The organism is Candidatus Accumulibacter contiguus, from assembly GCF_012940005.1.
Classification (GTDB): Bacteria; Pseudomonadota; Gammaproteobacteria; order Burkholderiales; family Rhodocyclaceae; genus Accumulibacter; species Accumulibacter contiguus.
This window is the reverse complement of the sequence record NZ_SPMX01000053.1, coordinates 49,838-71,160: the sequence shown is the minus strand read 5'-3', so window position 1 is coordinate 71,160 and position 21,323 is coordinate 49,838. Positions and strand designations below refer to the sequence as shown.

General features: G+C 62.8%; 22 protein-coding genes and 2 pseudogenes. 11 read left to right on the top strand and 13 right to left on the bottom strand.

Features of this window, described 5'->3' with window-relative positions:
• Positions 1-388, top strand: a pseudogene (locus E4Q08_RS16690) (transposase); the annotation flags it as partial.
• A gap of 115 nt (positions 389-503) precedes the next feature.
• On the opposite strand, the gene E4Q08_RS16685 reads toward E4Q08_RS16690, so the two are convergent.
• From E4Q08_RS16685 to nifH, 8 genes are all read right to left on the bottom strand, one after another.
• Entirely contained in the window at positions 504-986 is a 483-nt protein-coding gene (locus tag E4Q08_RS16685; RefSeq protein WP_169071206.1) for a cyclic nucleotide-binding domain-containing protein, read from the bottom strand.
• A gap of 140 nt (positions 987-1,126) precedes the next feature.
• Positions 1,127-2,101: a hypothetical protein gene (locus E4Q08_RS16680; RefSeq protein ID WP_169071205.1), complete on the bottom strand. Its 975-nt coding sequence runs from the start codon at positions 2,099-2,101 to the stop codon at positions 1,127-1,129.
• 22 nt (positions 2,102-2,123) lie between these two features.
• Complete coding sequence (locus E4Q08_RS16675) at positions 2,124-2,834, bottom strand: dinitrogenase iron-molybdenum cofactor biosynthesis protein (protein ID WP_169071204.1); 711 nt, start codon at positions 2,832-2,834, stop codon at positions 2,124-2,126.
• A 19-nt stretch (positions 2,835-2,853) separates the two neighbouring features.
• On the bottom strand, positions 2,854-3,051 hold the full coding sequence (locus E4Q08_RS16670; RefSeq protein WP_169071203.1) for a 4Fe-4S binding protein: 198 nt from the start codon (positions 3,049-3,051) through the stop codon (positions 2,854-2,856).
• 20 nt (positions 3,052-3,071) lie between these two features.
• Positions 3,072-3,296: a putative nitrogen fixation protein NifT gene (nifT, locus tag E4Q08_RS16665; protein ID WP_169071202.1), complete on the bottom strand. Its 225-nt coding sequence runs from the start codon at positions 3,294-3,296 to the stop codon at positions 3,072-3,074.
• A 65-nt stretch (positions 3,297-3,361) separates the two neighbouring features.
• Positions 3,362-4,930 carry a nitrogenase molybdenum-iron protein subunit beta gene (gene nifK / locus E4Q08_RS16660; protein ID WP_169071201.1) on the bottom strand — a complete coding sequence of 523 codons (1,569 nt, stop codon included), beginning with the start codon at positions 4,928-4,930 and terminating at the stop codon, positions 3,362-3,364.
• A gap of 64 nt (positions 4,931-4,994) precedes the next feature.
• Positions 4,995-6,479 carry a nitrogenase molybdenum-iron protein alpha chain gene (gene nifD, locus E4Q08_RS16655; RefSeq protein WP_169071200.1) on the bottom strand — a complete coding sequence of 495 codons (1,485 nt, stop codon included), beginning with the start codon at positions 6,477-6,479 and terminating at the stop codon, positions 4,995-4,997.
• Between the two features lie 81 nt (positions 6,480-6,560).
• The gene (nifH, locus tag E4Q08_RS16650; RefSeq protein WP_169071199.1) at positions 6,561-7,457 is read right to left on the bottom strand and encodes a nitrogenase iron protein; all 897 of its coding nucleotides are present in this window, start codon (positions 7,455-7,457) and stop codon (positions 6,561-6,563) included.
• Between the two features lie 168 nt (positions 7,458-7,625).
• Between nifH and E4Q08_RS16645 the strand changes: the two genes are divergently transcribed.
• Together E4Q08_RS16645 and E4Q08_RS16640 are read left to right on the top strand one after the other, a co-directional pair.
• On the top strand, positions 7,626-8,492 hold the full coding sequence (locus tag E4Q08_RS16645; protein WP_169071198.1) for an NAD(+)--dinitrogen-reductase ADP-D-ribosyltransferase: 867 nt from the start codon (positions 7,626-7,628) through the stop codon (positions 8,490-8,492).
• Positions 8,493-8,642: 150 nt separating this feature from the next.
• Complete coding sequence (locus E4Q08_RS16640; RefSeq protein ID WP_169071197.1) at positions 8,643-9,491, top strand: SIR2 family protein; 849 nt, start codon at positions 8,643-8,645, stop codon at positions 9,489-9,491.
• Between the two features lie 59 nt (positions 9,492-9,550).
• Here E4Q08_RS16640 and E4Q08_RS24955 read toward each other — a convergent pair.
• The 4 genes and pseudogenes from E4Q08_RS24955 to cobT form a co-directional block, all read right to left on the bottom strand.
• Positions 9,551-9,688 (bottom strand): annotated as a pseudogene (locus tag E4Q08_RS24955) (VapC toxin family PIN domain ribonuclease); the annotation flags it as partial.
• A 5-nt stretch (positions 9,689-9,693) separates the two neighbouring features.
• The gene (locus E4Q08_RS16630) at positions 9,694-9,945 is read right to left on the bottom strand and encodes a type II toxin-antitoxin system Phd/YefM family antitoxin (RefSeq protein ID WP_169071196.1); all 252 of its coding nucleotides are present in this window, start codon (positions 9,943-9,945) and stop codon (positions 9,694-9,696) included.
• Positions 9,946-10,119: 174 nt separating this feature from the next.
• Positions 10,120-11,025 carry a ketopantoate reductase family protein gene (locus tag E4Q08_RS16625; RefSeq protein WP_169071195.1) on the bottom strand — a complete coding sequence of 302 codons (906 nt, stop codon included), beginning with the start codon at positions 11,023-11,025 and terminating at the stop codon, positions 10,120-10,122.
• Positions 11,026-11,065: 40 nt separating this feature from the next.
• Positions 11,066-12,100, bottom strand: a complete 1,035-nt coding sequence (cobT, locus tag E4Q08_RS16620; RefSeq protein WP_169071194.1) for a nicotinate-nucleotide--dimethylbenzimidazole phosphoribosyltransferase — start codon at positions 12,098-12,100, stop codon at positions 11,066-11,068.
• Between the two features lie 66 nt (positions 12,101-12,166).
• Here cobT and cobU point away from each other — a divergent pair, with 66 nt between their 5' ends.
• Both cobU and E4Q08_RS16610 read left to right on the top strand, forming a co-directional pair.
• A complete protein-coding gene (cobU, locus tag E4Q08_RS16615) occupies positions 12,167-12,712 on the top strand; it encodes a bifunctional adenosylcobinamide kinase/adenosylcobinamide-phosphate guanylyltransferase (RefSeq protein ID WP_034920213.1) in 546 nt (181 codons plus the stop codon).
• A gap of 77 nt (positions 12,713-12,789) precedes the next feature.
• Positions 12,790-13,254: a universal stress protein gene (locus E4Q08_RS16610; RefSeq protein ID WP_169071193.1), complete on the top strand. Its 465-nt coding sequence runs from the start codon at positions 12,790-12,792 to the stop codon at positions 13,252-13,254.
• Here E4Q08_RS16610 and E4Q08_RS16605 read toward each other — a convergent pair whose 3' ends face one another.
• Positions 13,255-14,733 (bottom strand): cobyric acid synthase, encoded by a 1,479-nt coding sequence (locus E4Q08_RS16605; RefSeq protein WP_169071192.1) that lies wholly within the window; start codon positions 14,731-14,733, stop codon positions 13,255-13,257.
• 153 nt (positions 14,734-14,886) lie between these two features.
• Between E4Q08_RS16605 and cbiB the strand changes: the two genes are divergently transcribed.
• The 6 genes from cbiB to E4Q08_RS16575 all read left to right on the top strand — a co-directional run bounded on the left by cbiB (position 14,887) and on the right by E4Q08_RS16575 (position 20,998).
• Positions 14,887-15,843, top strand: a complete 957-nt coding sequence (gene cbiB / locus E4Q08_RS16600) for an adenosylcobinamide-phosphate synthase CbiB (protein WP_372703749.1) — start codon at positions 14,887-14,889, stop codon at positions 15,841-15,843.
• Complete coding sequence (cobD, locus tag E4Q08_RS16595; protein WP_169071191.1) at positions 15,836-16,837, top strand: threonine-phosphate decarboxylase CobD; 1,002 nt, start codon at positions 15,836-15,838, stop codon at positions 16,835-16,837. The genes cbiB and cobD overlap by 8 nt, the downstream gene beginning before the upstream one ends.
• A 1-nt stretch (position 16,838) precedes the next feature.
• Positions 16,839-17,735: a cobalamin-binding protein gene (locus E4Q08_RS16590; protein ID WP_034920223.1), complete on the top strand. Its 897-nt coding sequence runs from the start codon at positions 16,839-16,841 to the stop codon at positions 17,733-17,735.
• 176 nt (positions 17,736-17,911) lie between these two features.
• Positions 17,912-18,925 carry a TRAP transporter substrate-binding protein gene (locus E4Q08_RS16585; RefSeq protein ID WP_034920225.1) on the top strand — a complete coding sequence of 338 codons (1,014 nt, stop codon included), beginning with the start codon at positions 17,912-17,914 and terminating at the stop codon, positions 18,923-18,925.
• A gap of 76 nt (positions 18,926-19,001) precedes the next feature.
• The gene (locus tag E4Q08_RS16580; RefSeq protein WP_034920228.1) at positions 19,002-19,718 is read left to right on the top strand and encodes a TRAP transporter small permease; all 717 of its coding nucleotides are present in this window, start codon (positions 19,002-19,004) and stop codon (positions 19,716-19,718) included.
• Positions 19,715-20,998 (top strand): TRAP transporter large permease, encoded by a 1,284-nt coding sequence (locus tag E4Q08_RS16575; protein ID WP_169071190.1) that lies wholly within the window; start codon positions 19,715-19,717, stop codon positions 20,996-20,998. The genes E4Q08_RS16580 and E4Q08_RS16575 overlap by 4 nt, the downstream gene beginning before the upstream one ends.
• The last annotated feature ends 325 nt before the right edge of the window (positions 20,999-21,323 follow it).

The following is a 21,323-nucleotide window of genomic DNA, read 5'->3' as shown; positions in this document are numbered from 1 at the left end:
GCTCGCTTTGTTCAAAGGCTTCAAAGGGGTCGGACCGTGTACGCAAGCGAGTCTGATGGGGGGCATTGCCTGAGTTGGGCCAACTCACCCATGCGGCAGATTGGCAAGTTGGTCGGAGTCGCTCCATTAAACGCGGACAGTGGTCGCCACAAGGGTAAGCGCATCACCTGGGGTGGTCGAGCGACGGTCCGTACCGCTTTATACATGGCGGCCTTAAGTGCCATACGTTACAACCCCGTCATCAAGACCTTTTATGAACGTTTGCTTGCTAACGGAAAACTCAAAAAAAGTCGCGCTGGTCGCTTGCATGCACAAGATGCTGACGATCATGAACGCCATAGTCAAATCGGGTATTCCGTGGAATCCAGAGCATGCAAAATGCGCCTAAAAAAAGCTTGACTGGGAACACAGTTGCTCTCCCGCGAGTGGAGAGGGGAGATTCTTGAGTCGCTGACGCGACTTTCACATCAAGGAAGGTGCGACTGCGGGGTGACTGCGAGTCCTCACGAAGAGTCTGGGCGACTGTTGGTGGGCATGTAGCGCACCGCCAGATCGTCGATGCTGCGCAGGCGACGGCTCAGTTCCCTGGCCAGGTTCAGGACAATCAGTGTAAAGGTCGGCAGGTCAGACTCGTAGATCTGGAAGAGATCGGCGTTCGACAATGCCAGCACCGACACCGGTTCAAGTGCGCGCACCGTTGCCGAGCGGCGCTGCAAGTCGATCAATTCCATCTCGCCGAAAACATCACCGACCCTCAAGACGGCGATGCGCTTTCCGAACTCGCTGTTCGCTGTGGGGCAGGCTTTCAAGACCTCAACCGAGCCGCTGCAGATCACGAAGAGGGAGTCACCGTCTTCTCCCTCCTGAACAATCATGTCTGTAGCGGCAAAACTCAGTTCACGCATCAGCAGCATGATCGACTGCATCGCCTGGTCGTCCACGCCGCCGAAAATGGGTTGTTCCTGGAGAAATCGTACGGTCTTCACTGGCGTACCGTCCTGAGCATAACGGCATAATGGTATTCGTTTTCTCGGATCATTGGCGCCGCCCCGGATGTTGGTTAAGCAGAGTTGGCCCATGAGTGATGGCGCAGGCAGGCAAACGACTTGCCGCAGCGCGCAGCGTATCAGAAGCCGTAGGGCTGGTACAGCCACTCCTTGACCACCTGCACGTCGCGATCAGGAAGGTAATGAAAACCGGCCTGCACATCGTCGATCACGGCATTGGCCAGGGTGTGCGGTGCGCTCTTGGTCGTCAGCATGTGGAAGAACCAGGCCATCGGGTAACCGATGGCCTTGTCGTAGCGCAGCATGGCATCACGCAGAGGCAGGCCGCGCATGCCGAATGCGGCGACAAACTTTGCTGGCGTGCCGTTCAGCGCCGCCACCGGCGTGGCATGCAGGATGGCCTGCCGGTAGCGGTCGAGATGCTCGCGAACGGCGATCACCCAGTGGTTGGAGAATTGCGTTGCCGTGCCGGCGCTGCTTGCCTCCCAGGCGGCGACGAAGCGATGGATCGGTTGCGCTTCCGGCTTTTGCTGGCGCATGCGGGCAAGGAAGGTGGCGACCGGCATCAGCCGTCGCATGGCCAGAAAAGGTGCGCCCAAAGGCTGGGCGCCGGCACCGCAGGTGGCGTGACTACGGCGTGGATCGACGAGTTCCTCGACTCCCGAAGGCAGACTGTCATCGGTGAACAACGGATGACAGATCATCTCCTGCAGTTCCTCGATTTCGAGCTGAACGAAGTCTGTTGCGCCGGACCCGATGGCGGCGACGAAATAATGCGTTCGTCCGGTCAGGCGGGTGGCGCGCAGGCCGCGGTCGATATAGTCGTCGCATAGTGCTGCCATGTCGTCACCGTGCGCGCCCAGCTCGCGCTCGGCCCAGGCTTCCAGATCGTCGGCGACATGGGCACCCTCGGCATCGACCACGCCACCCAGGCGATACCAGCCGCCGCGCGACAGGACTTCGCGAAACGCCAGATCGGGTGCCAATACCGCCAGTTGTCGGGCCAGTACCGCTGGTCCGACCGTGGCGGGAATCCGTACACACAGTTCGGCGACCCGGTGGGACAGCTCGTCCCAGCGCGATACCCTCTTCATTGACTGTTCTCCGACACGCTAATCATGCGTCCTCGGCAGCGAAATTCGCCGCGAAGCGCGCCAGCGAGCTGGCTTCGACACCCATGATCCGCGCCAGCCAGGGCGGTGGATGCTGCAAGGCCTGCTGCAACTGCGCCAGCGTTGCCAGCGCCGTTCCACCTGCCACTTTTACCGGGTGTACCCCGGCGCGCACCACCTTGGCCGTCGCCGGACCGCCGATCGATTGCACATAAACGATCTGGCAGTCATCGATCAGTGCCGCGCGTGCGACGTTGCGATCTTCGGCGTGATCCGCTTCGAGTGTCGGCCGCACGCCGATCAGGCGCACTTCGGCCGGCGAGACCTGATAGACGAGAAAGCGCTCGCAGGAGCCGAAATGCCCATCGAGCAAGTCCTCACGGTTGGAGGCACAGGCGACGCGAATCGAGCCGGGCATGTCGCCATCGCTGTAGCCCGCCAGCGGCGGCAGATCGCTGTGGACAAGGCCTTCGCCCCAAAGCAGGCGAACCGCCTGCTTGAGCCGATCTTTCGGAATATCCGTTTCGACGACCTCATCACCCTGCAGAAGAACCTGCAGATCGGCCACGGTCATGCTGGTGAGCTTGACCTCGGTCAGTGGCAGCTCCAGTCTTGAGACCAGAGCCGAGACCAGCTCCCCGACCGACAGATCACCCAGCTCGCGCGCGGCGAGCGCGATGCGCAAGGCGGCTTCACGGGTAATCGACTGCGACATCAGCGTCTCCCTGGGCAAGCTAGATAAAGACGATGCAGGCCTCGCCCGCCGGGCAGGCGTCGAGGCACTGCGGCGAATCGTGCTCGCCTTCGCACTCGCTGCAGGTGTCGGCATTGATCTTGTAGATGCCGGCTTTGCTGGTGATCGAGCTGGTGGGACAGACCGGCTTGCAGTCGCCGCACGACGTGCATTCGGCCTGGATGATTTTCATTGCCATGATGATTCTCCGTGGATTTCTTACTCGGCTGCGTCCAGTCGCCTGGCGCGCAGCGAGATCGGGAAACGCGCAGGCAAGGCCTGCGGTTCGATGTAATAGGCGCCGCCATTGTTGAGGCGGATCTCGCCGCCCCACTTCTCGGAAGTGTCGAACTCCATCGATACGATGGCGTCCTCCAGATCACGCTTGGGCAGGTAGAACGAGTAGGCGCCGGCGGCATCCTTGCGGACCATGATGTTGGCCATGAGACTTTCCTTCGCGGTTGGCGGCGGGAACGGCGGAGCGTTCCCGTGGAACGTGCCTGGCGTGCCTAGCGGACCAGGTCGAAGTTGTAGTCCGTAGTCGCCATGCCCATCGTCTCTTCGTCGAGACGATCGAGTACCGCATTGACCAGCGTCGTCACCACCTGCATGGCACCCTCGTAGCCGATCGTCGTCTGGCGATGCAGATGATGACGATCGAAGAGCGGGAAGCCGATGCGGATCAGCGGCACCTCGAAGGCCTTGCCCTTGTGCAGCGTATCGCGCTGAATGAACTTGCCGTAGCTGTTGCCGATCAGGAAATCCGGCTTGTCGGTGAAGCACAGCGAGCGCAGATGCCACAGGTCGATGCCGCTGTAGGCCTTGGCGTGGGTGCCGAAGGGGCTCTCGGCGAGCAGCTTCTCGATCGCCTTGAGCCAGCGCTTGGTGCCGTTGTGACTGACGACGTGCGTTGGTTCGGCACCACATTCGAGCAGGATCTTGACCATTCCCATTACGAAATCGGGGTCGCCGTAGAGGGCGAACTTCTTGCCGTGCAGCCAGGCGTGCGAGTCCGACATCAGGTCGACCAGGCGGCCGCGCTCCTTGGCCAGCGATTCGGGGATCGGCTTGCCGGTCAGCTCGGAGACCTTCATCAGGAATTCGTCGGTCCAGTCCACGCCCATCGGAATGTTCAGCTTGGGCACTTCATGGTTCCAGGTGTTCTCGACGAACTTCCTCGTCTTGTCGAGCTGGAAGGGCTGCAGCAGGAGCGTGCTGATGGCGTTCGGGGCGTCCTTGATCTCGTCCTGCGTGGTGCCGCCGGCGTACATCCGGAACTCGCCGTCGGCGGGCGTGTCGAGCACCTCGGTCGGATCGGAGAGCAGCGTCGCATCGACCCCCATCTCGGCCATCATCCGCTTGATGACACGGAAGTTGCCCAGATAGGTCTCGAAGCCCGGAACGAAGTTGAGCTTGCCGTTCTTGCCCGGCACCTTGTCGGCCATGCTGTTCAGCGTGAAGGAACGGATGATGCCTTCGAACATGTTGTCCCAGCCGGTGACATGCGAGCCGACAAAGGACGGTGTGTGCGCAAAAGGCACCGGAAATTCCTGCGGCACATGCCCTTCCTTCTTGGCGTTGTTGATGAAGGCGTTGAGGTCGTCGCCGATCACCTCGGCCATGCACGTCGTGGAGACCGCGATCATCTCCGGCTTGTAGATCGCCCTGGCGTTTTCCAGACCGTCGAACATGTTCTTCTGGCCGCCGAACACCGCGGCATCTTCGGTCATCGAATCCGAGACGCAGCAGATCGGCTCCTTGAAGTGGCGGTTGAAATAGGTGCGGAAATAGGACACGCAGCCCTGCGAACCATGTACATAGGGCAGCGTCTTCTCGAAACCCAGCGCGCAGAGAACGGCGCCGAGCGGTTGACAGGCCTTCGCCGGATCGACGGTCAGCGCCTCGCGCTTGAAATTCAGATCCTGATATTCCTGGGTGGTCGTCCAGAGAAAAACCTCCTGCACCTTCTCCGGGGAATGGCGTTCTTCGAACAGTTCCTGCTTGTTCTTCAACGAGGTCTTGTAATCGTCGTCGCGGAACAGCGGATAGCAGGGTTTGATATCATCTACGGCTTGCATCTTCATCTCCTTTGCCGGCGCCACCCATTTGTGGACGCCAAGCACAAGTTGAGGGAAATTTCTCTCAGGCGACCTTCTTCAGCTCGCTTGCTTCAGGCACTTCGGGCCGCTTCTTCCACGGCGGTGTCTGCTTGCTCCAGCACGGGTTGGAGATTGCCATGTCCATGTCGCGGGCGAAGATGGCAAAGCCGTCGTAGCCGTGGTACGGACCGGAATAGTCCCAGGAGTGCATCTGGCGCAGCGGGATGCCCATTTTCTGGAAGACGTACTTCTCCTTGATTCCGGAACCAACCAGGTCGGGCTGCATGCGCTTGATGAACTCCTCCAGTTCGAAGCCGGTGGCGTCGTCGTAGAGCAGGGTGGCGTTGCCCATTTCCTTGATCGTGCGGTCATAATCGTCGTTATGCGCGAACTCGTAGCCGGTACCGATGACCTGCATGCCGAGATCCTCGTAAGCGCCGATGACATGCCGCGGACGCAGGCCGCCGACATAGAGCATCACCGTCTTGCCCTGCAGGCGCGGCTTGTACCTGGCGATCACCGCGTCCATCATCGGCTGGTATTTGGCGATCACGCGCTCGGCACCTTCCTTGATGGAGTCGTCGAAATGCGCGGCAATCGCGCGCAGCGACTCGGCGATCTTGGTCGGTCCGAAGAAGTTGTACTCCAGCCACGGAATGCCATACTTCTCCTCCATGTGACGGCTGATGTAGTTCATCGAGCGGTAGCAGTGCAGGAGGTTGAGCTTGACTTTGGGCGTTTTCTCGATCTCCGCCAGGGTGCCGTCGCCGGACCATTGTGAAACCACGCGCAGGCCCATTTCCTCGATCAGGATGCGCGATGCCCAGGCGTCACCGCCGATGTTGTAGTCGCCAATGATCGAAACATCGTAGGGTGTCGCGTCAAAACCCTGCCCATCGCGCTTGTCGAGGACCCAGTCACGGATCGAGTCGTTGGCGATGTGGTGGCCGAGCGACTGCGAAACGCCGCGGAAGCCTTCACAGCGCACCGGCACGATGGGCTTGTTCATCTCCTTGGCGGCTTTCTTCGAAACCGCCTCGATGTCGTCGCCGATCAGGCCGATCGGGCACTCGGACTGTACCGAGATGCCCTTGTGCAGCGGAAACAACTGCTCGATCTCGGCAACCAGCTTGGCCAGCTTCTTGTCGCCGCCGAAGACGATGTCCTTCTCCTGGAAGTCGGAGGTGAAGTTCATCGTGCCGAAGGTGTCGACACCGGTGGTGCCGACATAGTAGTTGCGTCGGCCGGCGCGTGAATATTGGCCGCAGCCGATGGGACCATGCGAGACATGGATCATGTCCTTGATCGGACCCCAGACGACGCCCTTGGAACCGGCGTAGGCGCAGCCGCGGACGGTCATCACGCCGGGCAGGGACTTGCGGTTGGAGGTGATGCACTTCTTCGATTGCTCGATCGACTGGTCGTTGACCGCGAGGTGCTTGGCGCGGTCCTTTCTGGCTTTCTCGGGATAGACCTCGAGTACTTCCTGGATCAGGGCTTCGGTTTCTTCACGTGTCAATTCAGACATCCTGCTTCTCCTTTTGGGGAGCCGGCACTCATGCGCGCACGGCCCCCGCGGGTTGCGATCAACGGGTCAGACCCGCGCAAGTCAAGCGACGGCGAGTTCGGCGGCAAGTTCGGCGGCGGTCTTGCCGATGATCGACTCGTCGTCGGCTTCCATGATGCCGAACTCCATCAGCAGTGCCTCGAGTTCGTCCATGGTCACCGGCGTCGGGATCACGAAGTTCTTGTTGTCGACGATCTTCCTCGCCAGGGCACGATACTCATCCGCCTGTGGTGCCGTCGGGTCGTACTCGATGACGGTCATGCGGCGGATCTCGGCGTGCTGCACGACGTTGTGACGGGGAATGAAATGGATCATCTGGGTGCCCAGCTTCTCGGCCAGCGCGATGATCAGTTCGTCTTCCCGGTCGGTGTTGCGGCTGTTGCAGATCAGTCCGGCAAGGCGCACACCCCCCGAGTTGGCATACTTGACGATGCCCTTGGCGATGTTGTTGGCGGCGTACATGGCCATCATCTCGCCGGAGCAGACGATGTAGATTTCCTGCGCCTTGTTCTCGCGGATCGGCATCGCGAAACCGCCGCAAACCACGTCACCGAGCACGTCGTAGAAGACGAACTCGAGATCCTCGTCGTAAGCCCCTTCTTCTTCGAGGAAGTTGATGGCGGTGATGACGCCGCGACCGGCACAGCCGACGCCAGGTTCCGGGCCGCCCGACTCGACGCACTTGATGCCGCCGTAACCGACGGACATCACGTCCTCGAGTTCGAGGTCCTCGACCGAACCGGCCTCGGCAGCCAGACCCATGACCGAGTTCTGTGCCTTGCTGTGCAGGATCAGGCGAGTCGAGTCGGCCTTCGGATCGCAGCCGACGATCATCACTTTCTTGCCTGCCTCGGCCAGAGCAGCGACGAGGTTCTGTGTGGTGGTAGACTTGCCGATACCGCCCTTGCCATAGATGGCGGCCTGACGAAGTTTTGCCATGATGCAATCTCCTTGATTGAATTGCTGCGTTGAAATCCGCTGAAGCAGGGAAGAATCCCGCGCTCCTGACAGGGCTGGTGCACAGACCGTGCCAGATCCCGCCGGATGCGCTGAAACCCAGATTTGGCAAGGCTTGCGGCGATTCCGTCGAAAGCCGACGAGACGCCGGTGTCTGACATTCCCGCAGACGTTTGTCGCGCTCCCGACAAGACGGGCGAACACTGCCCGACACTGCCGCGCCTGGCCCGACTGCCGATCAACCGTTGCAATCTGCCGGCCGTAATCCTCGGTGGCCTGACCTTTCAACGGCATCCGACCCGCTTGCAGATCGACGGAATCGCCGACCTGCACAAACCGCTGTGGGCGCTTCTCGATGACATTCCCGAAACACCGGAGCGCGCCGAGCGCTTTGCCGGCTACATGCAGAAGCACTTTCGTCTGCAGCAGCCCGAAGATGCCGGGCTCTCCGCCGGCCAGACGAGTGCGCGGGCGAAGGCCAGTTACCTGCGCGTGCTGCGTGGCTGGGCCTTCGACGCCGAGAGCCGCGAGGCGGCGGTATTGAAAGGTTGGGTCGAGTCACGCTTCGGGCTTTGTCCGCGCCACCACGGCGGACCGCTGCGCGAACCGGGCAGCCGCGCCTGGCAGCGCTATGTGGAAATGCGCGCGCAGGGATTGCGCGGCACCAACGCGCTGGAGTCACAGCTCGACCTCTTGTACGCTTACAGCCAGTACGAACTGGCCCGGCAGTTTCCGCAGCGAACGCACCTGCGGCTGTACCGGGGCGTCAACCGGCTCTCCGAGCACGAAACCGTCGATGACAATCACCAGGGCGACAAGGTGCTGCTGCTCAACAACATCAATTCCTTCTCGCGCTCGCGCGAGCGCGCCGGCGAATTCGGCGACGACCTGCTCGCCGTCGATGTGCCCTTGCCGAAGCTGGCCTTCTTCAGCCAGTTGCTGCCCGGCATGCTGCGTGGCGAGGATGAGTACGTGGTCATCGGCGGCCTCTACCGGGTGCGGCGGGCGCGCTTCTAGGGCCGGCCTGCTCCGGGTTGCCGCTCTGTCCGCCCTTGTCGCAAAACCTACACTGGCGTCAAACTCCGGTTCGTCAGCCGCACAATGGTTGGCAGGAAGACTTGGCTCGCTTCTTGCGTGAGCAGGGTAAATTCACCCGGAGTACGCACAATGACCTTCACCCACCTTCTCACGCAATGGCAATCCGGCCTCACCGACGGCAGCATCGTTCCCTACCTTGGCCCCGGCGTCCTTGCAGACGTGACGTCGACTCTCGACAGCCGGACGATGCCTGCCAGCAGCGAGCAACTCATCCTGGCGATGAACAATGGCTCGCCGATGGCGCCCAAACTGATGTACGAATTTCCGCGCGCGGCAATGAATGTCGAACTCAAGCGCGGCCGGGCGGCAGTGACGCGCTTCCTCGATACGACTTATGGCGAAACGCGCTGGACACGCGCGGCGGTGCACGAGTGGCTGGCGACGCTCCACCCTCCCTATGTGATCGACATCAACCGCGACACGCAGTTGCTCGATTCGTATGGCGGAATTCCGCACCTGCTGATTCTCGGCTGTGCACGCATCGGCGGCACCGACTATCGCTTCAAGCTGTATGTCTCGGACGGCAGCAGCTACCGCGAGATCCCTCCCGAGCAGGCCGATGCGACCCTGCCCGTCCTCTTCAAGCCGATGGGCGCGCCGAGGCCGCAGCCGAGCTACATCGCCTCCGACGCCGATTATGTCGATTACATCACCGAACTGATGGGCGGCTTCGCCGTGCCCGCGTTCATCAAGACGCGGCGTCGCGGCAAACGCTATCTGCTGCTCGGCATGCGCCTCAATCGCGATTCCGAGCGCATGGTTCTCTCCGACCTGCTCCACGACGCCGCCACCGAGCCCGCCGGCTGGGCGTTGATCGCCGACCCCAACGACAAGGAACGGCGCTTCTGCAAGCGGATCGGCATCGAGCTGATCGAAGAGGAAGTGACGGCGCTGATCGGTGAAGCCCTATTGAGCTGAAAGGCTGTGAGTCATTCTTCCACTTGCGGCCTTTCGGAGTGAAGCCGTCCGTCGCCACAGTCAATGCCTTTGCGGATCTCGCCCAGTGTCAGCACGCTCAGAAACAGCGACTGAGGCGGCCGCGCTTGCAACCAGGTCACGACCTGCGGGTCGGGCTGCTTGCGGCGCAGCTCGGACAGGACGTTGGTGTCGATCAGCTAGCTCAAAAGTCCACCTCGCGCGGCAGGCTTCGGTCGCGTTCGAAGTCGATGTCCTCCTGTCCGTAGAGCGGCGACTGACCCATGAAGTCCACCAGCGATTCACTGTTGCCGCTCAAACGATCGAACAACTCGCGCGAGATGACGACCGCGACCGAACGACCGTGCACGGTGATTTCCTGCGGCCCCTCGTCGGCCGCACGTTTGACCAGATCAGAGAATTGCGCCTTGGCCGTTTGCATTTGCCAGGTTTGCATAGCTCGCTCCCATCCATGGGTTTACATTCTGACCAGACAGGTCAGAGCCATCGAGTCACTTTAACCGAAACCTGCGACATCGACATGTCCAAACGCATTGCCATCCTCGTAGATCGGCGAATTCCCGAGGGTCGCGGTAGCACCCCCGCGCTGGCGGCCTGAGTGCTGCCACCCTCAGCGGCCGCAGTCGGGCGCACGTGCTTCCAGCAGCCGCACCAGGGCATGCAGTACGCGATTGACCGGCGTGGCAATGCCCAGGGCCTCGCCCCGGCGCAGCACGTAGCCGTTCAGGTGATCGATTTCGCTGCGCTTGCCGCGCGCCACGTCGTGCGCGGTGGAGGATTTCTGCGTCGCCATCGAACGTGCGATGCCCGCCACCGCAGCGTGGATGTCGCCCGGCACCACGACGCCGTCGGCCTGCGCCACGGCCAGGCATTCGGCGACGATGTCCGCCATCACGCCGGCAATGCCTTCGCCCGGCGCAATGCGGCCGTAGGGCAACTGGGTGATCGCCGACAACGCGTTGTAGGCACAGTTGATGATCAGCTTGGCCCACAGCGCGCCGGCCACATTGTCCGAGACCTGCACCGGCACGCCGGCGACGGCGAACTCGGCCACCACCTCGGCGCTGCCGGCAAAAGGACCGATCACCAGCTCGCCGCGCCCGTGGTGGCGCAGGTGGCCCGGCCCCGCCATCTCGGTGGCGACATATACCACCGCCGCATGCACCGGCCGCCCCAGTGCCGCCTGCAGGCGTTCGGCATTGTCGTAGCCGTTCTGCAGGCTCAGCAGTATGGCATCATCGGCAAGGTGTGGAGCCATCTCCACCGCAGCCTGCAGGGTGTCGGTGGACTTCACGCAGCACAGCACCATGCGCGCGCCAACGAGGCCGGCCGCCTCGATGGTGGCCGCGACCCGTACATGCTCCTGGAAGTTCTGCGTGTCCATGTAGAGGCCGTCGCGTTTGATCGCCTCGACATGCTGCGGCCGCCCGATCAGCACCACCTCGCGCCGCGCGCGCGCCAGCATGCCACCGTAGTAACAGCCGACCGCGCCGGCACCCAGTACCGCTGTTTTCATAGGATGTGCTTGCCGCCTTTGGCGATACAGCTGACCCCGCTCAGGCCTGCTCGCTGACGCCGGCCGAGGAAAAACTGGCCATTTCGTTGAGGAAAGCGGCAGCAGCGCGCACCAGCGGCCAGGCCAGTGCGGCGCCAGTGCCCTCGCCGAGACGCAGACCGAGGTCGAGCAGCGGTTCGGCGTGCAGGGCGCGCAGTTGTGCGAGATGGCCCGGCTCTGCCGAGCGGTGGCAATAGACACAATAGTCGCGAATATTCGGTGCGATGGCAGCGGCGACCAGCAGCGCCGAAGTGACGATGAAGCCGTCGATCAGCAGCAGCAGACCGCGCTCGGCAGCGGCGAGCATCGCGCCGCTCATCATCGCGATTTCGAAACCGCCGAACTCGGCGAGCACGCGCAGCGCGTCGGCACCGGGTGACAAGGCTGCGCGCTGCACCGCCTGTGCCAGCAGCGTCTGTTTGCGGGCGAGACCCGAGTCGTCGAGGCCGGTACCCCGCCCGACGCAATCGGTCAGCGGCGTGCCGGTCAGAGAATGCGTCAGCAGCGAAGCGGCGGCGGTATTGCCGATCCCCATCTCGCCGAAACCGACCACCCGACAGCCCTGATCAGCCAGCGCACCGACGATGGCCGCGCCGCGGGCCAGCGCGGCATCGCGCTCGGCCGTGCTCATCGCCGCCCTTTCGAGATAGTTGCACGTTCCGAAAGCGATCTTGGCGTCGACCAGACCGGCGCGCGTGCCGAAGTCATGTGCGACGCCGGCGTCTATGACCTGCAGTTGCAGGCCGTTGTGGCGGGCGAAAACATTGATCGCTGCGCCGCCGGCAAGAAAGTTTTCGACCATCTGCCAGGTCACCTCCTGCGGGAATGCCGAAATGCCGGCGCGCGCTGCGCCGTGGTCGCCCGCGAAGACCAGCAGGTGAGGATGCTCGAGACTCGGCGTCAAGGACTGCTGTATCTGTCCGATCTGCAGTGCCAGACGTTCGAGCTGACCCAGTGAGCCGGGTGGTTTGGTCTTGCCGTCGATGCGGGCCTGTAACTCAGGGACGACGGCGGTGGGCGGAATGGAGAAATGCATGCGTTGGCCAGATGGGAAGAAAGGCACCGATTATACGCATCCCCCGGTCGTGCTAAGCTTCGTGGCATGCGAGAACTGATCATTGGCGGCGCCCGTTCGGGCAAGAGTTTCCTGGCCGAACGCCGGGCCAGCGAAAGCGGATTGCGCGTCATCTACGTGGCGACGGCGCTGGTGCTCGACGCCGAAATGTCGCGGCGTATCGAACATCACCGGGCGCGGCGCTGTCCTGAATGGGGTCTGGTCGTCGAACCGCTCGAACTGGCCGCTGCCCTGCACCGGCATGCGGCGCCCGAGGTCTGCCTGCTCGTCGATTGCCTGACGCTGTGGTTGTCGAATCTGCTGTTTGCCGGCGAAGCGGCGAACCAGGCGGAAGCCGGCGAAGCGGTGCATTGCCAGCGCCTCGCCGGCGCGACGCAGGCACTGATCGACCTGCTGCCGGAACTTCCGGGGCGGATCATCCTGGTCTCCAACGAAGTCGGTTGCGGCATCGTGCCGATGGCAGCACTGTCGCGGCTGTTTGCCGACGAGCAGGGTCGGCTGAACCAGCGGGTGGCGGCGGTGTGCGAACGGGTGACTCTGGTGGCGGCGGGCCTGCCGCTGACCCTCAAGTAGCAGACACTCGCTGCTGCTGGCCAAGGATCAGTGGTATTGTTGGCCCTGTCCGACAACTTTGCCAGGAGCCAAGAGAAATGTACAAGCGAATCATGGTGGCCGTAGATGAGAGCTTCATGACCAGCCAGGTCATGCGGGCGGCGGTCGAACTTGCCAAGGCCAGCGGTGCACATCTGGCGATCTGCCACGCGATCGACGAGACGATTCTTGCACAACGCGAATTGGCGATGATGCTGCCAAACAGCGTGGGCAAGACCGAAGCGCGTCTGCGCCTCGGCGCGCAGGGTTTTCTCGGCAGGCTTGCCGACGAGGCACGTGCGGCCGGGATCGAGGTGGAAATCAGGCTAGTCGAATCCGAGCAGAAGCATGTTTCGGACATGCTCATCGATGCGGCGAGCGAATGGCAGGCCGACCTGGTGGTCGTCGGTACGCATGGGCGGCGCGGCATCGAGCGCTTCTTCGTCGGCAGCGTCGCTGACCGCCTGGTGCGCAAGGGGCATACCTCGCTGCTGCTGGTGCGCGGCGAAGAGAGCGACGAATAGCTAGCTGATGGCCTGCGCCGGCAGCCACTCCGCCAGGCGCTGCAGATCCATATGTTGCTCGACGGCGTCGGCGAGGCGGTCGATGTCCTGTTCGCGGCGCCGATGCGGGTCGAAATCCTGGGTTGGCCGGTATCCGGCCCAGGTCAGCAACGCCGATAGCGCTGGCGGAGAATCGAACAAGCCGTGACAGTAGGTCGCGAGAATCTGTCCATCGTTCGATAGTGCGCCATCGGGCTGGCCGGCGAGGAGGGCCGCCGGTCGGGCCAGTGCCGCGCCGCTGGTGACGCCCATGTGGATGCGGTAACCGGCGACCGCAGCGGCTCCGGGAAGCAGCAGTTCACCACGGACATTCTCCAGTGTCTTCTCGGCGGCCAGGCGCGTTTCATAGTCCAGCCATCCGAGTCCCGGCATGCTGCCGGCCGGGCCTTCAAGCCCCTGCGGATCGTGCAGTTCGCGGCCGAGCATCTGCAGGCCGCCGCAAATGCCGATTAGTTTGCCGCCGTAGCGCAGGTGGCGACGAATGAACCCGTCCCAGCCCTGCGCACGCAGCCAGGTGAGATCGGCCTGTACCGCCTTTGAACCAGGCAGCACGATCAGGTCACAGGGCGGCGGTGCTGCGTTTGGCCCGACGAAGCGAAAATCGACTTCCGGGTGAAAACGCAGCGGGTCGAGATCGTTGTGGTTCGAGATGCGCGGATACACTGGCGCGACGACCCGCAGGCCGCTCGCCGCTTTGTTCTCCACGGCGCGCGGCACGGCATCCTCGGCATCGAGATAGAGGCCGTGCAGATACGGCAGAACCCCGAGAACCGGCTTGCCGGTGCGTTCTTCGAGCCAGCGCAGGCCGCTCTCGAGCAGCCCGATGTCGCCACGAAAGCGATTGATCACGAAGCCCTTGACGCGCGCCTGCTCGGACGGCGAGAGCAGGTCGAGGGTGCCGCAAAGATGCGCGAAAACGCCACCGCGATCGATGTCGGCGATCAGGATCACCGGGCAATCGACGGCTTCGGCAAAACCCATGTTGGCGATGTCCCGGTCGCGCAGATTGATCTCGGCCGGGCTGCCGGCGCCTTCGACGAGCAGGCACTCGTACTGTGCGCAGAGGCGCTGCCATGATTCGAGTACCGCCTGCATGGCGCGTGGCTTGTAGGCGTGGTAGTCGCGCGCGTCGAGGTCGAGCAGCGCCTTGCCGTGGATGATCACCTGCGCGCGCTTGTCGGTCGCCGGCTTGAGCAGCACCGGATTGAAGTCGGAGTGCGCCGGCAGGCCGGCAGCGAGTGCCTGCAGCGCCTGCGCGCGACCGATCTCGCCGGCATCGACGGTGACCGCCGAATTGAGCGCCATATTCTGCGGTTTGAAGGGCGCGACGCGAACGCCACGGCGATGCAGGATGCGGCACAGTGCGGTCACCAGCACGCTCTTGCCGGCATCGGAAGTGCAGCCCTGGACCATCAGGCTGGGGGTAGGGGGCTTGTTCATCAAAAAAGAAACTCTGGTTGGAAACCTCCCCCTTCAGGGGGATAATCAAACACGGGAGAGGCGTCACATCTTCCGTGTGTTTCGCCCGTCAAGGGCGTGGATTGAAACATCGTAGAATCCGGGTTTCGTCGCCGCGATTGTCGCATGCCTATCATGTTTTCCCTACCCCTGCTTGCTGCTGAAATGCCAGCGTCGCTGCTGTTGCCCTTGGCGGCGATCGTTGGCGCCGGGCTCGACCGACTGCTCGGCGAGCCGCGGCGCTGGCATCCGCTGGTCGGTTTCGGGGCGTTGGCGAGTGCCTGCGAGCGTGCCCTGAATACCGGCGAATGGCGCCGCCTGCGCGGTCTGCTGGCCTGCTGGCTGCTGCTTCTGCCAGGCGTCGCGATCACCCTGCTGTTCCTGCTGGCGATGCCGCCCGGTTTGCCACGCTCGCTGATCGACGCCATCCTGCTCTATCTGGCGCTCGGCGGATGCAGCCTTGGCGAGCATGCCCGGCGTGTCGCCGATGATCTGGCGAAGGGCGATCTTTGCGCGGCACGCCGGCACGTCGGCTGGATGGTCTCGCGTCAGACCGAAGAACTCGACAGCGCCGGCGTCGCGTCGGCGTGCATCGAATCGACGCTGGAGAATGGCAACGACGCCGTTTTCGGTGCGCTCTTCTGGTTCGCGCTGCTTGGCGGAGCGGGTGCCGTTCTTTTCCGGCTGGCGAACACGCTCGACGCGATGTGGGGATACCGCAATCAGCGCTTCAGCGAATTCGGCTGCGCTGCCGCGCGCATCGACGATCTGCTGAACCTCATCCCCGCGCGTCTGACCGCCTTGTCCTACGCCATTTGCGGGCGCACGCGCGCGGCCCTGCGCTGCTGGCGAGAACAGGCGCCGCACTGGAAAAGCCCGAACGCCGGCCCGGTGATGGCCGCCGGCGCCGGCAGTCTGGGTCTCGCGCTCGGTGGTGCAGCGGTCTACCACGGCCGGCTCGAAGAACGGCCACGTCTTGGCGAAGGGCGGCCAGCCTGCGGCGAGGACATTGCCCGCGCGCTGACGCTCGTTCGTCGCAGCCTGCTGTTGTGGCTGGCGGTGCTGCTCGCCTGGGGGCTGCTGCGTGCTTGAGCACGGCGGTCGCCTGCGCGCCGCCGCCCGGCAGTACGCGCCTTTCTGCAAATGCGAGCTGGCCGACTGGCTGGATCTGTCGACCGGTATCAACCCTGGCGCGTATCCGCTGCCGGCAATCGACCCGGCCTGCTGGCATCGCCTGCCTGAAGACGACGATGGCCTGACAGCGGCGGCGGCGACCTACTACGGCAACGATCGCTTGCTGGCGCTGCCGGGATCGCAGGCGGCGATCCAGTGGCTGCCGGCGCTGTTTCCGCCGGTCGTCGTCGCGTGTCTGACACCGATCTACGAAGAGCACACGCAAGCCTGGGAACGCGCCGGCCACAAGCTGCGTCGCCTGCAGAATGCCCCTTTGGCGCGGGCGCTGGCCGCCGCGACACCGATCATCGTGCTCTGCAATCCCAACAATCCGACCGGTCGAAGGCTGCCGGCCGCAGCGCTGCTCGAAGCCGCCGCGCAACTGCAGCGGCGCGGCGGCTGGCTGATCGTCGACGAAGCGTTTGGCGACCCCGACCCCGAGAACTGTGTCACCGCCCTCGCCGGCGGCCCGGCAGCGCCGAATCTGATCGTCCTGCGTTCGCTGGGCAAATTCTTTGGCCTTGCCGGTGCGCGCGTCGGTTTTGTCTTCGGCGCGCCTGACAAACTCGAACGACTACGGGAGGTGTTGGGTCCCTGGCCCTTGTCGGGTCCGGCGCGTACCGTTGCCCGGCAAGCGCTCGCCGATGGCGCCTGGCAGGCGCTGGCGCGGCGCGACCTGGCCCTGGCTTCGGCACGGCTGGCGTCCTTGCTGGCGCCCCTTGGCGAGGTGAGCCATTGCGCGTTGTTCGCCACCGTCGCGACAGCGCATGCCTCGGCACTCTTCGAACATCTGGCCCGGCAGGCGATCCTGACCCGGCATTTTCCGGCACACGGCTTGCTCCGCTTTGGCCTGCCCGGCAGCGAGGCCGAATGGCAGCGGTTCGGCAGCGCCCTCGCGAACTGGAGCCCTTGACATGCCCTGCGCGCGCTGGCCGCAGCTTCTTGCCATCTGGCTGCTGACGTTCTGCCAACTGGTTCAGGCCGGGATCAGCGTCGTCGATGATAGCGGCGCCACGCTGCGCCTGGCGCAGCCGGCGAAACGCATCGTCAGCCTGGCACCACACCTGACCGAAACGCTGTTTGCCGCCGGTGCCGGCGAACGCATCGTCGGTACCGTCGATTTCAGCGAGTATCCAGCGGCGGCGAGCAAGATCGCGAGGGTTGGCGGCTACTCGCGGATCGACCTCGAACGCGTCGCCGCGCTGCGGCCGGACCTGATCATCGCCTGGCAGAGCGGCAATGCCGCAGCGCACCTCGACCGACTGCGCGGCCTGGCGATTCCGATTTATCTGTCGCAGCCCAATCATCTCGCCGACGTGGCTGGCGAGATCGAGCGTCTCGGTGTGCTGGCCGGCAGCAGAGCAGTCGCCGATCGCGCGGCCGAGAATTTCCGTCAGCGGCTCGCAGGCCTGCAGAAGCGCTACGGCGGCCTGCCGCCGATACGCACTTTCTACCAGATCTGGAAACAGCCGCTGATGACCGTCGGCCGCCGCCAGATCATCTCCGACGTCATCCATCTCTGCAGCGGTGACAATGTCTTCGGCAAGCTGGAAACGATGGCGGCGACGGTGACTGTCGAAGCGGTCATCGCCGCCAACCCCGAGGTGATCGTCGCCAGCGGCATGGACGAAGCACGGCCCGAGTGGCTCGACGACTGGAAGCGCTGGACCTCGATCACCGCCGTCGCACGCGGCAACCTGTTCTTCGTCCCGCCCGACCTGATTCAGCGCCATACGCCGCGCCTGCTCGAAGGCGCCGAGCGTCTTTGCCAGCACCTCGAAACCGCGCGCAGCCGCCGTCCCGCGAATTGAGCCGGACACGACTGCAGTACATCGCCTCCCTGATCAAGATCCGGCAGGCCTGTAGGCCTCTCTCCCCCCAGCATTACGGATTTCCACAATATTCATTCGAGCTGTTTCTTGCGATATTGGCGCCTGCAGGACGCGCAGTACCCAAATTCACATGAATCTAATGGAGGAGACAATCAATGAAGTTTTCCAAGCTGCTGTTCGGTCTGGCCGCCTGTGCACTGTCTGCAACGCCCCTGGGCGTGCTCGCACAACAACCGATCGTCATCAAGTTCAGCCATGTCGTGGCGCATGACACGCCCAAGGGCCTGGCCGCCGAGTTCTTCGCCAAACGCGCCGGCGAACTCAGCAAAGGCAAGGTCAAGGTCGAGGTGTACGCCAACTCGACGCTGTACAAGGACAAGGAGGAAATGGAAGCACTGCAGCTCGGCGCCGTGCAGATGCTCGCCCCGTCGCTGGCCAAGTTTGGTCCGCTGGGGGTCAAGGAATTCGAACTCTTCGACCTGCCCTACATCTTCGACAACTATACCGAGCTGCACAAGGTGACGCAGGGTCCGATCGGGCAAAGCCTGCTCAAGAAGCTGGAGCCGAAAGGGGTGGTGGGCCTGGCGTTCTGGGACAACGGTTTCAAGTCGTTTTCAGCGAATACGCCGATCAAGATGCCGGCTGATCTGAAGGGCAAGAAGCTGCGCATCCAGTCGTCGAAGGTGCTCGAAGAGGAAATCCGCGCCTTGAGCGCCCTGCCGCAGGTGATGGCCTTCTCCGAAGTCTATCAGGCGCTGCAGACCGGCGTGGTCGATGGTACCGAGAACCCGATTTCCAATCTCTACACGCAAAAGATGTTTGAAGTGCAGAAGCATCTGGCACTGACCGAGCACGGTTATCTGGGCTATGCCGTGATCGCCAACAAGAAGTTCTGGGAGGGATTGCCGGCCGACGTGCGTTCTCAGCTCGAAGCGGCGATGAAGGAATCGACCGCTTACGCCAACAAGATTGCCAAGGAGCAGAACGACAAGGATCTGGAAGCCGTCAAGAAAACCGGCAAGACGCAGGTCTATGTGCTGACTCCCGAAGAACGGACGGCCTTCAAGAAGGCACTGGCGCCGGTGCATGTGAAGATGGAATCGCGCATCGGCAAGGATCTCCTGCAGTCGGTCTACAAGGAAACCGGTTTCGATCCGACCAAGTTCTAGGTTCGGTTGCGCAAAGAGCCCGTTGGGACGCCTGGCCCAGCGGGCTTTTTTTTCAGGCAGATTGGGAGTTTTCCAGATGAAAATACTTGATCACCTCGAGGAATGGCTGATTACTTTCCTCATGGCGGCGGCGACGACGATCATTTTTGCGTCCGTCGTGCATCGCTATCTGTCGGGGATGTCGATTCCCGGCTTGCAGGACTGGCTGTTGTCGCTGAACTTTGGCTGGGCGCAGGAACTGTGCATCATCATGTTCGTCTGGATGGCGAAGTTTGGTGCAGCCTACGGCGTTCGCACCGGCATTCACGTCGGCGTGGATGTGCTGATCAACCGCATGACCGGCCGCACGCGTGCCAAGTTCGTGGTTTTCGGTTTGCTCGCGGGCGCCTTGTTCACCGGCATCGTTGGTACGCTTGGTGGCCACTTCGTGTGGGAAAACGGCCTGCACCACGCGGCCTATACCTTCCTTGGCTGGGATCCGGGCGATGTTCCCGAAGGACCGACGACGCCTGATCTGGAGTGGCCGACGTGGATCGTCTATAGCGCCATTCCGCTCGGTTCGAGCCTGATGTGTTTTCGCTTCCTGCAAGTGACGGTGGGCTTCCTGAGAACCGGCGAGTTGCCGCATCACGATCACGGCCATGTCGACGGAATCGATGAGCAGACGATCGCCGAGGAGATCGATGCGTTCAAGATGGAGGACAACCTGCATCCGCATGACCTGACCTACAAGAAACGCCACCCCGAAGATCAGTCGGGAGACCAGTCAGACAAGGGAGGGAAGCAATCATGAACGCTTCGATCATTTTCATCATTCTGCTGGTCCTGATGCTGACCGGCATGCCGATCTCAATCTCGCTCGGCCTGACGGTTCTGAGTTTCCTGTTCATGTTTACGCAGGTACCGCTCGAGTCGGTTGCCCTGAAGCTGTTCACCGGTATCGAGAAGTTCGAGATCATGGCCATTCCGTTCTTCATCCTGGCCGGCAACTTCCTGACGCACGGCGGGGTGGCGCGACGAATGATCAAGTTCGCGACCAGCATGGTCGGGCACTGGTACGGTGGTCTTGGCCTGGCCGGAGTGCTGGCCTGTGCCCTGTTCGCCGCGGTATCCGGCTCGTCGCCGGCGACCGTGGTGGCGATTGGCTCGATCCTCATGCCGGCGATGGTCAAGGCCGGTTTTCCGAACAAGTTTGGGGCGGGCGTGATCACCACATCGGGGGCGCTCGGCATCCTGATCCCGCCGTCGATCGTGATGGTCATGTATTCCGTGGCGACCAATACTTCGGTCGGCGCGCTGTTCATGGCCGGTGTGATTCCGGGTATCGGGCTGGCGATGGTCCTCGGTGGCGTGACCTGGTATCGGGCGATGAAGTTCGACTACCCGCGCATGCAGAAGGCGACGCTCGGCGAGCGCTGGAAGGCTTTCCGCGAATCGGTCTGGGGTCTGTTGCTGATCGTGGTGGTCATGGGCGGTATCTACAGCGGCATGTTCACTCCGACCGAAGCGGCGGCGATGAGCGCGGTCTATGCCTTCTTCGTGGCGGTCTTCGTGTACCAGGATCTGTCGATGAAGGACGTGGCGCGGGTGCTGCTTAACTCGGCGAACATGTCGGCGATGCTCCTGTACATCATCACCAATGCCGTGCTCTTCTCGTTCATCATGACCAACGAGAACATCCCGCAGGCGCTGGCGGACTGGATGCTTGGTCACGGTCTCGGAATGATCGCCTTCCTGCTGGCGGTCAACATCATCCTCCTGCTGGCCGGCAATTTCATGGAGCCCTCGTCGATCGTGCTGATCTTCGCGCCGATCCTCTTTCCGGTAGCGATGAAACTGGGAATCGATCCGGTGCACTTCGGCATCCTGATGGTGGTGAACATGGAAGTCGGCATGTGCCATCCGCCGGTCGGACTCAACCTCTATGTCGCATCGGGGATTACCAAGATGGGGATTACCGACCTGACCGTGGCCGTCTGGCCGTGGCTGCTGTCGATGCTCGCCTTCCTGGTGGTGGTGACCTATGTACCGATCCTGTCGACCTGGCTGCCCAGGACACTCGGGATGATGTAGCCGACCACTTTGGCTGCGCTGGTCCGGGCGCGCGTGCGGGGGAACCAGTACGCGCGCCCGGAATTTGGCTCGTCATGTCTGGCTTTGCACTGGTGTGTCCGCATTCGCCGCCAGGATCGATGGGTGTGCAGAACCATGGGCAACCAAACGACATAGAGCCGAAAAACTGGTAGACTCAAGCCCAGGCCTTGCAGGACGAAAAGCCGAGGAAGGCTTGATTCACTCCACATCGACTCATCTCCTTGGCGATTCTTCAACGCCTCGGGCGAGGAGGGGGACAGTGGTCTTGCTTCAGCCAGGCCTCGGGTCTTGTACGCCAAGGCAA